This window comes from Caulobacter sp. AP07 (genome assembly GCF_000281955.1).
Classification (GTDB): Bacteria; Pseudomonadota; Alphaproteobacteria; order Caulobacterales; family Caulobacteraceae; genus Caulobacter.
Genome location: NZ_AKKF01000013.1, coordinates 1 through 13054 on the forward strand (window position 1 = coordinate 1; position 13054 = coordinate 13054).

The window sequence follows — 13054 nt, forward strand, 5'->3', positions numbered from 1 at the left end:
AAAGCCTATAACGGCTGGGCCGGGCGCAACGGGCAGGTCGGCGGCAGCTTCTACGGCGGCTTCGACCAGCCGGCCAACATCGCGCCGGACCAAAGTCCCTACGACCAGGACCGCGCGTTCGCGGTCAGCTACAACCGGCCCTTCATCACCCGCGACGGCGGCGGAACCTACGCCGGCGGGCAGGACTACCTGTTCGGCGCGGACTACGCGGCGATCTACTGGCTCGAGCAGAACGGCTACAGCGTCTCCTACGTCTCGGGCATGGACACCGACCGCCTGGGCGCGAGCTACCTCACCAACCACAAGGCCTTCATCTCCGTCGGCCATGACGAATACTGGTCCGGCGCCCAGCGCGCCAATGTGGAGGCCGCGCGCGACGCCGGCGTGAACCTGCTCTTCTGGAGCGGCAACGAGGTCTACTGGAAGACGCGCTGGGAAAGCAGCATCGTCGATGGCGTCGAGTACCGAACCCTGGTCTGCTACAAGGAGACCAAGTTCAACTATTCGCTGGGCGCAACGGCGCAGGACTACCCCAACGTCGACCCGTCCAACGAATGGACCGGCACCTGGCGCGACCTTCGTTTCGTCAACGCCGTCGGTCCGGACGGCGTGACCCACACCGCGGCCGGCGCAAGGCCCGAGAACGCGCTCACCGGCCAGTTGTTCGGCCCCGACGGCACGGGCGAGTTCGGTGGCGCGCTCGACATTCCCGCCGCCTATGCGGGGCTGCGGGTCTGGCGCGACACCGGCGTCGGGCCGAACGGCGCGCTCGACATCGCCCCCGGCATCCTCGGCTACGAATGGGACTCGTCGCCGACCGACGCGTTCCGCCCCGCCAGCCTGGTCAAGCTCTCGGAAACGACGATTCCCTGGAGTCAGATCCTGACCGATCAGGGCAATCGCACGGAGCCCGGCACGGCGACGCACAGCCTGTCGCTCTACCGCGCCCCGAGCGGCGCGCTGGTGTTCGGCGCCGGCACGGTGTTCTGGAGCTGGGGCCTCAGCAACCAGCACGATTCCAGCCCCTACGGCGCGAACATCCAGTCGACGACGCTGCAGCAGTTCACCGTCAACATGTTCGCCGACATGGGCATCCAGCCCGGTGTCTCGAACGCGATCCTGCAATCGGAGGGGCTGGTGCGGGCGCTGGCCTCCAATGATCGGATCGCCGCGACCGCCACGCTGAACGACCTGCCCGACAGCGTTGGCGCGTTGTCGCAGGTCACGATCAGCGGCTCCGCCGCCGATATCGACAACGACCCGTCGAACGACGACGGCCGCGTCGCCCTCGTCGAGGTGTCGGTCGACGGCGGGCTGAACTGGAGGCTGGCGCAGGGCACGGCGAGCTGGACCTACAGCTGGACGCCGACCGCCCAGGGCTCCTACACCATCAAGGCGCGGGCCATCGACGACAGCCTGAACATCCGCCCGGTCAACCAGCTCGCCACCGACGTCGTCACGGTCACCGCGCCGCAGACGCCGGACACCTTCAGCCTGTTCGGGGCCTCGGTCACGCCCACGGGGCAGCTCTACAATGACGGACAGGCGGTCGAGCTCGGCGTCAAGTTCCAGGCGACGCAGGGCGGCGCGATCACCTCGCTCCGCTATTTCCGCGCGACCGGCGACTCCAACGATACCGACCAGCGCGCGGGGCATCTCTGGGCGTCCAACGGAACCTTGCTCGCGACGGTGACCTTCAACTCGGCGCCGGGCCAATCGGGCTGGCAGGTCGCGACGCTGGCGACGCCGGTCACGATCCAGGCGGGCGCCATCTACATCGCCTCCTACAAGACCGATAACAACTACCTGGCGATCGACAACTATTTCTCGACCACCTACAGCGATCCCTTCGGCGTGCTGAGCGCCCCGGCCAGCGGCCAGGTCGGCGGCAATGGCGTCTATGCCTATGGCGCGGGCGTGCAGTTCCCCAACCAGACCTTCAACGCGGGGAACTACTGGGTCGACGTCGTGTTCGACCCGCCGGGCGGCGCCAATGGCCCGCCGGTGTTCACGTCGGGCGCCGCCTTCTCGACGCCTGAGAACAACACGCTGGTCGGCACGATAGGGGCGACGGATCCGGACGGGAATGCGCTGACCTACGCCATCGTCGGCGGCGACGATCGGGCGCTGTTCACGATCAATGCGAGCAGCGGCGAACTGCGCTTCCTGGCCATGCCGGATTTCGAGACGCCGAGGGATACGGGGGCCGACAACCACTACGCGCTGACGGTCAGCGCCTCCGACGGGATCGCGCCGCCGGTCCAGCAGGCGATCACCGTGGCCGTCACCGACCTGGCCGAGAGCCCGGCGGGCGCGGCGACCTTCGCGGGCCGCGCCATCACGGCGGAATACATCTTCGGCTCCACGCCCGACACGCTGTTCCCCACCGCCAGCGCAAGGCAGACCGCGACCGTCAACACCGCGCAGGGCGCCGTCGAGTTCGCCAACCTGCCGAACGCCGACCCGTCCGCCATCGGCAACGGACAGTACGGGCTCGCGGCGGTCGATCTCGGCGCGCTGACCGTCCAGATCCAGTTTCCCCTCGACCCGGCGGTGTTCAGCCAGGCCTACGTCCCGTTCGCCAGCGCGCAGGACAAGCCCTTCAACGGCGTGCGGCTGAGCGACGCCGACGGGCTGTTGCCGATGATCCGCGGCCTGTCGATCGTCAGCCAACGCGGCTTCACCGACCAGGCGGGAGCCAGTACGCCGCTGACGGCGAACGACTTCACCGTGACCAATGACGGATTTTTCCTCAACGCCGCCGGCAAGGGACGGCTGGTCGACGCCGATCCCGCCACGGCCGGCGCGCAGGCGAGCCAGGTCGTGCTCCTGGTGGATCTCAACGACGCGCCGGTCCCCGACGCCGAGACGGCGACCACCGCGCGGGACACGCCCGTCCAGATCGCGGCGGCGACGCTGCTGGCCGGAGACACCGACGCCGACAGCGACACGCTCACCGTCAGCGCCGTCAGGAACGCGGTCAACGGGACGGCGGGGTTCGACGCCGCGACGGGGACCGTCACCTTCACGCCGGGCGCGGGCTTCGTCGGAGCCGCGAGCTTCGAATACGTGGTGATCGACGGCTTCGGCGGCAGCGCGGCCGCCACGGTGACGGTCAATGTGACACCCCCCGCTTCGAACGCGCCGCCGACCGTCGGCCCGATCAACGCGGGGACGAGCAACGAGGACGCGCCGTCCGTCAACATCGACCTGCTGGCCACCGCGACGGACCCCGAGGGTCAGCCCCTCTCGGTTCAGAACCTGACGGTGACCTCGTCCAACGCCTCGCGCGCCGTGGCCTTCAGCCTGCTGCCTTCGGGCATGCTGGCGCTGTCCCCGTCGCAGTTCAACGACCTGGCGCAGGGGGCCTTCGAAACCATCACGGCCAGCTATCGCGTGTCGGACGGCGTCAGCACGACGCCCAACACCGCGACCTTGCGGATGGATGGCCGCAACGATGCGCCGGTGGCGGGCGACGACGCCTTCGCGACCGGCGAGGCCGTCGTGCTGTCCGGCAACGTCATCACCAACCTGGCCGGCCTGGATCGCGATCCGGACGGCAACGCGCTAAGCGTGGTCGCGCTGAATGGCAGCGCGGGCGGGGTCGGGACCGCGACGCTGCTCGCCTCCGGCGCCCGGCTGACCCTGAATTCCTCCGGCGGTTTCGTCTATGACCCGAACGGCGCCTTCGACACCCTGGCCAGCGGCCAGCAGGCGACCGACAGCTTTGTCTACACCGCCTCGGACGGCCTCGTCGGCGACACCGCGACGGTCACGATCACCATCAACGGCGAAACCACCGCGGGCGTCGTGCTGAACGGCACGAGCGGGAACAATACCCTGAACGGCGGGCGCGGCGACGACACCCTCCGGGGATATGCCGGCAACGATCAACTGTTCGGCGACGCCGGCCGCGACACGCTCGACGGCGGCAGCGGGACCGACAGGGTGGATGGCGGTCGGGGGGACGACATCCTGTTGATCCGCGGCTCCGAGGCGCAGTTCGACACGCTGATCGGCGGCGATGGAACCGACACCCTGCGGGTCAATTCGGCCGGCGGCGCGGTGACCCTGGACAGGACCGCGAACATCAGCACGATCGAGGTGTTCGACGGCGCGGGCCAGACCGTGCAGGGCAATTCCGCCGCCAACACGCTGGATTTCTCCATCTTCGCGTCGGTCGTCGGCGTCGCCTCCATTTCCGGATTGGGCGGCAATGACATCCTGACAGGCTCGAGCGGCCGCGACGTCATCTACGGCGGCTCGGGCGCCGACCAGCTCTTCGGCGGCGGCGGCGACGACCTCCTGAACGGCGGCGGCGGCGCCGATCGGCTGACCGGCGGCGCCGGCGCCGACACGTTCGTCTATTCCGCCTTCGGCGATTCGAGCTCTTCGGCGCGCGATGTGCTCGTGGGCTTCGACGGGGCCGGCGTGGCGGGCGGCGACCTCATCGACGTTTCGGCCCTGGTCCTGGGCCAGTTCGCCTTCAACGGCACGGGCGGTTTCAGCGGCGGCGGCGTCCCCTCGATCCGCTACGTCGCCTCGGGCGGCGTGACCGATCTGCAATTCGACTACGGCAATGGCGGCGCGCCCGAGATGATCGTGCGGGTCGAAGGCCAGTTCACATTCGCCGCCTGGGATTTCATCCTGTGAGTCTGCGCCAATAGGCGTAGCTGTCGCGGCGAAGGCCCCGGATGACGGGCGTGAGGGCGAGAACGGTCGGAATCAACGACCGTCAGCAGAACGCAAGTCCGACGAACGTCGTTCTTCGGTCCGTAAACCCTCGTTCAATCTATCGGCGGCATGATCTTGCCCGAACATCCGGCCAAACTTCCGGCCTGGCCCGGATCGAGGTTGCCTTGAAGATCGACGTCGTCCCCGCCCTGGAACTGTCGCCGGAGGTCAGCACGAGCTGGTCGGCCGCGCAGGCGTCCGCGCCACGTTTCGACAGTCCGTTCCTTTCGCCCCAGTGGGCGCAGGCCGTGGCGCGCGCCCAGGGTCCGGCCAGCGGCGTCCAGGTGGCGATCCAGCATGACGTCGCCGGCCTGCCGGCCGCCTTCCTGGCGGTGCGCCGGCGCGGCTCCACCGCCATGCCGGTCGGTGCGCCGATGTGCGACTACCAGGCCATCGTGACCCGCGACGACTTCCCGGCCGATCCCCGCGCCATGCTGCTGGCCCTGGACGTGTCGCGCTACGACTTCTGCCACATGCAGGCCGACGACCCGGCCTTCCACGGCCACGGCCGGGGCCAGAACACCTCGTGGATCGTCGAGCTCGCCGAGGGCTACGACGCCTATGAGGCGCAACGCAAGGCGGCCGGGATCGGGGCGCTCAAGGACATCGACAAGAAACGCCGCAAGGCCGAGCGCGAGGTGGGCCCGGCCCGCTTCACCGCCCTGTCCGACTCGCGCGCCGACTTCGAGCAGCTGATCGCCTGGAAACGGGCCCAGCTGGCGGCCACCGGCCAGACCGACCTGTTCAAGACCGCCTGGGTCATGCGGCTGATCGAGGCCCTGTTCGAGACCCGTGATCCGCTGTTCGGCGGCGGGCTCTACACCCTGCACCTGGGCGACGAACTGGTGGCGGCGCATTTCCACCTGCGCGGCGGCGGCACGATCCATGGCTGGCTGATCGCCCACGATCCGAAGTTCGAGCGCTATTCGCCGGGGTTGCTGCTGTTCCAGGACATCCTGCGCGGCATGGACGGCGGCCCCTACCAGCGGCTGGACCTCGGGGCCGGCGACTATCGCTTCAAGCGCGAGCTGTCGAATCGTCAGCTGAGCGTGATGTTCGGTTTCCTGGGCGCGCCCTCGGTCTCGACCCTCGCCCGCAAGGCCGTCTACGGCCTGCGCGAGGTCGCCGAATCCCTGCCCTTGGGTCCGGTGTCGGCCCTGCCGGGCAAGGCCATGCGGCGGATCGACGTGCTGCGCGGCCTGCGCTGACGCAACCGGTCAGCGCTCACGCCCCTAGATGGCGCGGATGATCAGCATGGCCAGACCGGCCCACAGTATGAGCGTGACGACGGTGACGACCAGAAGCCCGCTCGGGCGGACTTGCTGACGGCTTATGCGCGCGCGAAACGCGACGTCGCGAACCACGTGACCCATGGGTTTCCTCCACAGCCCTCTGACGGGGCTTGAACGAGGAGGAGACGCCTGTTCCGGAGATCATGCAAGCGACCTTGACTGTGTGTCCCAGGTCAAAATCCAAAAATTTCCGTGATTGGCGCCCCATTCGTGGGCATTTACGACATGACGCGGTTGATCCGCAGGGTCGGTGGGTCGATCCGCCCCGCCTCCCAGGCCCGCGTCCAGGCCAGCCGGCCGACCGGTTCGCGGAACGCGAAGCGCAGCAGGTGCTCGGCGACCACGTCCTCCAGCCTGGCCAGGCTGTCCAACTCCGCCGCCTCGACGGTGACGTTCAGGCCGTCCGGTTCGGCCAGCATGACGCAGGCGCCGAGCGGCAGCGGGATCCGCGCCGAGGTGGCGTCGAGCGCCACCTCGAACCTGTGGCTCCAATGCTTGGCCAGCTGGGTCATGTAGCGCGCGGCCTTGTCGGTGTTCAGGCGGGCATGGCTCTGCATGACGCTAGATCCCCTCGATGGCGGCGGCCGCGTCGTCCAGGACCTTGGCGATGGCCGAGATCTGCTCCGGCGTCAGCTGGCCAGCGGTCAGCTTCAGGCGCAGGGCGGTCTTGACGTTCTCGCGGGCCCGCATGATCTGCGGCGAGAAGGCGGCGCTCTGGGCGGCGGCTTCGGCCATGCGGGTGAACAGGCCGTGGACCGGCTGGCGGTTGCTCTCCAGGAAGGCCAGGCCTTCGTCGGTGATCGTATAGAGCTTCTTGCCGCCGCCGGCGTCAGCCGCGGTGACGTAGCCCAGCTCTTCCAGCAGGGTCAGGGTCGGGTAGATCACGCCGGGGCTGGGGGTATAGGCGCCGCCGGCGGCGGTCTCGACGGCCTTGATCAGCTCGTAGCCGTGGCTGGGCTTGTCGGCGATCAGCTTGAGCACGACCAGGCGCAGGTCGCCGTGGTCGAAGAACCGGCCCATGCGGCCGCCGCGACGGTGATGGCCTTCATGGCCGTGGAAGCCGAACGGGTGGCGGCTGTGAGCGCCGCCATGGCCGCCTTGGCGACCGGGGTGGTGGTGGAAATGACGTCCAAACATGTGGTTTTAGATCCTGTTTCGTTATATCGAAGTTATAGATATATCGGATTAGGATCAGGTCAAGAGCGGATTTAGATATATCTGAAAATGATCGCGCTGAGCCGGGGACATGCGCATGCGCATGTCCCCGATCCAGTCGCTGGCGCCCTACGCCCCCGGCGGAACCGGGAAGCCGCGGTTGCGCATCAAGGCCCCGATCTTCACGTCGCGACCGCGGAAGCGGCGAAAGGCCTCGCCGGCCTCGATGGTGTTGCCGACGCTCATGATGTCGTCGTGCAGGCGCTTGGCCAGCGCCTTGTCGTAGAAGCCGCCCGGCGCCTCTTCGAAGGCCTCGGCGGCGTCGGCGGTCAGGGTGTCGGCCCAGATGTAGTTGTAGTAGCCGGCCGAATAGCCGTCGCCCGAGAAGATGTGGCCGAACTGGGTGGGCCGGTGGCGCATGACGATCTCCGACGGCATGCCGATCTCGGCCATGGTCGCCGTCTCGAAGGCCGCCGGATCGATCGCCTGGCCCTTGGCGGCCAGGTGGATCTTCATGTCGTAGATCGCCGAGGACAGGTATTCGACGGTCGAGAAGCCCTGGTTGAAGGTGTGGGCCTTCTCGATCTTGGCCACCAGTTCATCGGGGATCGGCTGGCCGGTCTGGTAGTGCACGGCGAACTTGGTCAGCACCGGCTTGGTCGGCAGCCAGTGCTCGTTCAGTTGGCTGGGGAACTCGACGAAGTCGCGGGCCACGTTGGTGCCGGCCAGGGTCGGGTAGGTCACGCTGGAGTTCAGGCCGTGCAGGGCGTGGCCGAACTCGTGGAACATCGTGACGGCGTCGTCCCACGAAATCAGCACCGGCTCGCCGGGCTTGCCCTTCACGAAGTTGCAGTTGTTGGAGACGATCGGCGTCACCACGCCCTTGAACGTCTCCTGGGTGCGGTACTCGCTCATCCAGGCGCCCGACTGCTTGCCGGCCCGGGCATAGGGGTCGAAGTACCACAGGCCGACGCGCTCGGCGCCCTTGGTCACCGCCCAGACGCGGACGTCCGGATGACAGACCGGCACGTCGGTGACCTGGGTGAAGGTGAAGCCGTACAGCTGGCCGGCGGCCCAGTGGATGGCTTCGCGCAGCTTCTCCAGTTGCAGGTAGGGCTTGACCACGTTCTGGTCGAGGTCATACCGCGCCTTGCGGACCTTCTCGGCGTAGTGCCGGTAGTCCCAGGGCGCGATCTTGAACGTCGCCCCTTCCGCGTCGGCCACCTTCTGCATGTCGGCGACCTCTTCGTGGACGCGGGCCACGGCCGGCTTCCAGACCTGCATCATCAGGTTCATGGCCGCGTCCGGGGTCTTGGCCATGTTGTCGGCCGTGATCCAGTGGGCGTAGGTTTCGAAACCCAGCAGCTGGGCCTTCTCGGCCCGCAGCTTGAGGATGTCGGTGATCACCGCCTTGTTGTCGTTGGCGTTGCCGTTGTCGCCGCGCGACACCCACATCTTCCAGCCCTTTTCGCGCAGGTCGCGACGGTCGGAATAGACCAGGAAGGGCTCCATCGACGAGCGGGTGTTGGTGAACAGCCACTTGCCCTTCTGGCCCTTCTCCTCGGCCGCCGCGGCCGCGCCGGCCCGGATCGAATCCGGCAGGCCGGCCAGGTCGGCCTCGCTCTCCAGCGTCAGGACATAGCCTTCCTCGTCGGCCAGCTCGTTCTGGCTGAACTTGGTGTAGAGGCTGGCCAGCGCCTGGTTGATCTGGCCCAGGCGGGCCTTCTTGCCCGCGTCCAGCGCCGCGCCCTGACGGGCGAAGTTGTTGTAGATCACCCAGACCAGGCGCTTCTGCTCGGGCGTCAGGCCGCTGGTCTCGCGAGCGTCGTAGACCGTCTTGATGCGGGCGAAGAGCTGTTCGTTCTGGACGATCTCGTCGTTGAACGCCGCCAGTTTCGGCGTGGTCTCGGCCTCGACCTTCTGCATGGCCGCGTCGTTCATGGTCGAGGTGAACACCCCGAACGGGGCGTAGACCCGGGCTGGCGCGCGGCCGGAATCCTCGAAGGCGGCGATCACGCCCTCGAAGGTCGGCGCCGACCGCTTGGCGGTCAGGGCGAAGATCTTCTGGCGCTGGTCGGCCATGGCGGCCTCGAAGGCGCCGGCGAACAGCTCGGGCCTGGCCTTGTCGAAGGGCGGCACGCCGCCATACGGGCCGGTCCAGGGCGCGACCAAGGGGTTGTCGCTGGCGGTGGCGGCGGGGGTGGCGGCTTTGGTGGTCATGGGCATCAGGGCCGTGGCGCTGGCGGCGGCGAGGAAGGAGCGACGCTTCAAGGTGGGGACTCCGAAAGGACGAACCTCGACCCTAGAGCGCCCGGTCGCGCGCGCGGAAGCGATTTCACGACGAAACCGTCCCGCGAACATGAATTCGACGACAGGATCCTCGTAACGCCATGGCGCGCGGAGACGTTTCATGCCCCGGCGCCGGATTCGCGTCGCCTCTGCATCGGAATCTCAAACGCGCCGCGTGGACGGCCCGGCGACCGCGCGCTAAGCCTGGGGCATGTCCATCGGCGTCTTCGACTCCGGCGTGGGGGGCCTCACGGTCCATCGCGCCCTCGTGAACCGTCTGCCCCAGGCGGACTTCATCTATCTCGCCGACCAGGCCAACGCCCCCTATGGCGGCCGGCCGGGCGAGGAAATCGTCGACCTGACCCGGGCCGGCTGCGAGCGGCTGTTCGACGCCGGGGCCAGCGTCGTCATCCTGGCCTGCAACACCGCCTCGGCCATCGCCCTGCGCCGCCTGCAACAGACCTGGCTGCCGGGCTACCGCAAGGCCCTGGGCCGGCCGGTCAACGTGCTGGGCATCATCGTCCCGACCATCGAGGCGGCCACCGGCCTGCCGTGGGAGCACGAGGCCGAGCGGCGCGGCGAGAAGGTCGAGCAGCTGGACGTCCTCGGGGTGTTCTCGACCCCCGGCACCACCGCCAGCCGGGTCTACGAGATCGAGATCGACAAGCGTCGCCAGGACGTGGCGGTGTTCTCCGAACCCTGCCCCAACCTGGCGCGGATGATCGAGGCCGACGCCGGGGCCGTGGAATTGGCCACCGAGGTCGAGCGCCATGTCCAGCAGCTGAAAACCCGCATTGGCCGCTATCCCGACCGGGCGATCCTGGGCTGCACCCACTACGAGATCGTCGCCGACATGTTCCGCGCCGCCCTGCCGGCCGGCACCCCGATGATCCAGCAGCCCCAGGCCACGGCCGACGCCCTGGAGCTCTATTTCCAGCGCCACCCGGAGCTGGACCCGGGAACCGGCGGCGGCCGGACGTTCCTGACCACCGGCGCGCCGGGCCCGCAGAACGGCCTGGTCGAAAGCTTCTGGGGCGGCCCGCTGCGGTTCGAGGCGGCTTAGGGACGGCGCACTTGCCCCCTCCGGGCCTGCGGCCCTCCTCCCCCATAGGGGGAAGAGTTCGCGCGGGTGGGCTCCGCCCCCTATGGGGGCGGACAGGCGGCGAAGCCGCCAGGTGGGGGCAAGTTGCGGGTTGACGCTGGCGCGCGGCGCGCCACCCTTCCGCCACACGGGAGGGACCCCATGAAACACCTGCTCATCGCCGCCGCCCTGGCCCTCGCCGCCACCGCCGCCCGAGCCGAGGTCGTCGACGCCCAGCCCAATGGCTTCGAGGTCCGGCGCGAAGCCGTGCTCAACGCCCCGGCCGACAAGGTCTACGCCGCCCTGACCCAGCCCTCGGCCTGGTGGAACAAGGACCACACCTGGTCGGGCTCGTCGGCCAACCTGTCGCTATCGGCGATGTCGGGCGGCTGCCTGTGCGAGAGGCTGCCCAACGGCGGCTCGGTGCTGCACATGAGCGTGGTCTACGCCCAGCCCGGCCAGAGCCTGCGCCTGTTCGGCGGCCTGGGGCCGCTGCAGATGAGCGGCGCGGCCGGCCACCTGAGCTGGACGCTGTCGGAGAAGGACGGCAAGACCACCCTGGCCCAGACCTACGACGTCGGCGGCTACAGGAAGGGCGGCCTGGACAAGATCGCGCCGGCGGTCGACGGGGTGCTCAACGAGCAGTTCGACCGGCTGAAGGCCTATGTCGAGACGGGCAAGGCGCCGTAGGGGGTCCGCGTCCCGGATAAGGAAAGCGCCTACTGCCCGCCCGTCTGGTAGCTGGCCTTCTGGCTGGGCAGCCAGGAGAAGTCGGCGGACAGCTGGCCCGATTGCGCGCCCGTGCCGGTCTTGGGATCGTAGCTGGTCCAGATGCCGGCCGACGAGTGACAGCCCATGCAGCTCTCCGACTGGAAGGTCAGGGTGTTGGGGTGGTCCGACTTGACCAGCGGCGGCGGCTTGTTGTTCAGGGCCGAGTTCCACACCGGCGGCACGGCGGGGCAGTTGACGCCCGCGGGCCGTTCCTCGCCGTGGCAGGCCTGCTGGTTGCCGATCTGGAAGTAGGTTTCCATGGTGATGTTGGTCAGCATCACCGGCGTGGGATCGCCCCCCGGCTTGTTGGTGATCGCGTTGGGCAGGCCGCCGTTCCAGGGCGAGGGCGCGGCCTTCGGGTTGGTCGGCCACTGGGTGTCGATCAGCTGGTAATACTGCCAGACCGAGCCGAGCTGCTTCAGCACCGCCTGGGCCTGGGCGTTGAGGGCCAGCTTGTCGCCGGGAATCGGGATCGCCCGCGAGACCTGGGTGGGGATGCGCGGATAGACGCCATTGACCTGTTGCGGCAGCTGATTGACCGCGCAGATCGGGCAGTTCGGGTCGAAGAATGACGGGGACAGCTTGGGGTGGGCCACCGGGTCGACGTCGAGGTTGTCGACCTGCTCGAAGGTCGACCAGATCCATTGCGGCGAGGTCGTGCTCTTGTGGCCGATATGCAGGCCAACCAGGCCGACGACGACCTTGCGTTCGACCGGCTGGCCGTTCGGGCCCTGGTCCATGACCACGGCCGGGTTGGTGTAGAAGCGGCCGAAGTCGTCCTTGCCCGGCTTGAGGATCCGCCAGGCCAGTTTCAGCTCGAACGACCCGCTCCAGTCCTGTTGCGGCGCGCCCACGGGCATGTCGACCTTGCCGCCGGCCTTGGAGAAGGCGACCTGGCCGTTGATGTTGTAGAGGCCCTTGTCGCAGAGATAGCCGACCTCGTTGGGGTCGATCATGATCTCGTAGAAGACGAACTCGCCGTTCTGGTCGATCAGCGGGCCGGTGAAGGCCTGGTCGATCTCGCTGAGATTGGCGGCGTTCAGTTCGCCCACCGCCGAGACGACGCCCAGGAAGCGGGTCCCGCGCGGGTCGGCGTTGGCCGTGGCCTGGGCCGAGAAGGCGGCCAGGCCCTTGCTGACCGGCTTGGCCAGGCTGCGGTTCAGGACCAGGGTCCTGGCCTTGGGCTCCAGCCCGCAGGCCACGGGCCGGGCGCCGTCGGTCTGGTAGATGTCGGCCGAGTTGTGCCACAGCGTCCAGCGCGGAGCGCCGAACCGGGTGTCGGTCAGGGACGGCGCGGCCTGGCCCTGGTTGTTGGTCGGCCAGTTGAGGGCCAGGAACATCTGCCAGGAATAGAGGTCGAACTCGCGCTGGACCTCCGCGAACTTCTGGGCCTTTTCGAGCGCGGTCTTCAGCGTGATGTCGACGTCGCCCGGCATCTGGGGCGTCAGCTTCGGCGCGAAATAGGGGAAGGCCTGGAGGTAGGCCGGCTTGGGCGGCGGCGCGGCGCCGATCGCGCCGGCGGCGAACAGCAGACCACCGCCGCCCGCCAGGCCCACCAGGGCGCCGGCCAGCGTCCGCCAGCCGATCTTCAGTCCCGCGATCGAGATTTTCATCACACCCCTCCGCCCGACGGCCGGGGTCCTCGCACGGCGACGCCATGCGGGTTCGCCCAAGCCCTGCCATACGGTGGCCAGAGCAAAGGCGAGTCGTCAATATCTAACCGCTATGGTAG

Annotated in this window: 9 protein-coding genes; 4 read left to right on the forward strand and 5 right to left on the reverse strand. The window is 68.6% G+C overall.

Features of this window, described 5'->3' with window-relative positions:
• Positions 1–4653 (forward strand): N,N-dimethylformamidase beta subunit family domain-containing protein (locus tag PMI01_RS01240; protein ID WP_007661916.1); only part of this gene is annotated, 4653 nt, incomplete at its 5' end.
• A 206-nt stretch (positions 4654–4859) separates the two neighbouring features.
• A complete protein-coding gene (locus tag PMI01_RS01245; RefSeq protein ID WP_007661918.1) occupies positions 4860–5942 on the forward strand; it encodes a GNAT family N-acetyltransferase in 1083 nt (360 codons plus the stop codon).
• A 24-nt stretch (positions 5943–5966) separates the two neighbouring features.
• Here PMI01_RS01245 and PMI01_RS26850 read toward each other — a convergent pair whose 3' ends face one another.
• From PMI01_RS26850 to PMI01_RS01260, 4 genes are all read right to left on the reverse strand, one after another.
• Positions 5967–6107 (reverse strand): hypothetical protein, encoded by a 141-nt coding sequence (locus PMI01_RS26850; RefSeq protein ID WP_007661919.1) that lies wholly within the window; start codon positions 6105–6107, stop codon positions 5967–5969.
• 137 nt (positions 6108–6244) lie between these two features.
• On the reverse strand, positions 6245–6583 hold the full coding sequence (locus PMI01_RS01250; RefSeq protein WP_007661921.1) for a DUF2218 domain-containing protein: 339 nt from the start codon (positions 6581–6583) through the stop codon (positions 6245–6247).
• 4 nt (positions 6584–6587) lie between these two features.
• The gene (locus tag PMI01_RS01255) at positions 6588–7163 is read right to left on the reverse strand and encodes a PadR family transcriptional regulator (protein WP_162136377.1); all 576 of its coding nucleotides are present in this window, start codon (positions 7161–7163) and stop codon (positions 6588–6590) included.
• A gap of 147 nt (positions 7164–7310) precedes the next feature.
• Positions 7311–9452 (reverse strand): M3 family metallopeptidase, encoded by a 2142-nt coding sequence (locus PMI01_RS01260; RefSeq protein WP_007661925.1) that lies wholly within the window; start codon positions 9450–9452, stop codon positions 7311–7313.
• 229 nt (positions 9453–9681) lie between these two features.
• Here PMI01_RS01260 and PMI01_RS01265 point away from each other — a divergent pair, with 229 nt between their 5' ends.
• Both PMI01_RS01265 and PMI01_RS01270 read left to right on the forward strand, forming a co-directional pair.
• Positions 9682–10533: a glutamate racemase gene (locus PMI01_RS01265; RefSeq protein WP_007661927.1), complete on the forward strand. Its 852-nt coding sequence runs from the start codon at positions 9682–9684 to the stop codon at positions 10531–10533.
• Positions 10534–10713: 180 nt separating this feature from the next.
• Positions 10714–11241, forward strand: coding sequence for an SRPBCC family protein (locus PMI01_RS01270; RefSeq protein ID WP_007661929.1), 528 nt, complete (start codon positions 10714–10716; stop codon positions 11239–11241).
• A gap of 29 nt (positions 11242–11270) precedes the next feature.
• Here PMI01_RS01270 and PMI01_RS01275 read toward each other — a convergent pair whose 3' ends face one another.
• Entirely contained in the window at positions 11271–12935 is a 1665-nt protein-coding gene (locus PMI01_RS01275; RefSeq protein ID WP_007661931.1) for a hypothetical protein, read from the reverse strand.
• Positions 12936–13054 lie beyond the last annotated feature (119 nt).

Excerpts from the sequence above, each read along its gene's own strand:
- PMI01_RS26850 (WP_007661919.1), bottom strand. The coding sequence starts at position 6,107 with ATGGGTCACGTGGTTCGCGACGTCGCGTTTCGCGCGCGCATAAGCCGT.
- PMI01_RS01250 (WP_007661921.1), bottom strand. The coding sequence starts at position 6,583 with ATGCAGAGCCATGCCCGCCTGAACACCGACAAGGCCGCGCGCTACATG.
- PMI01_RS01255 (WP_162136377.1), bottom strand. The coding sequence starts at position 7,163 with ATGTTTGGACGTCATTTCCACCACCACCCCGGTCGCCAAGGCGGCCAT.
- PMI01_RS01265 (WP_007661927.1), top strand. The coding sequence starts at position 9,682 with ATGTCCATCGGCGTCTTCGACTCCGGCGTGGGGGGCCTCACGGTCCAT.
- PMI01_RS01270 (WP_007661929.1), top strand. The coding sequence starts at position 10,714 with ATGAAACACCTGCTCATCGCCGCCGCCCTGGCCCTCGCCGCCACCGCC.
- PMI01_RS01275 (WP_007661931.1), bottom strand. The coding sequence starts at position 12,935 with ATGAAAATCTCGATCGCGGGACTGAAGATCGGCTGGCGGACGCTGGCC.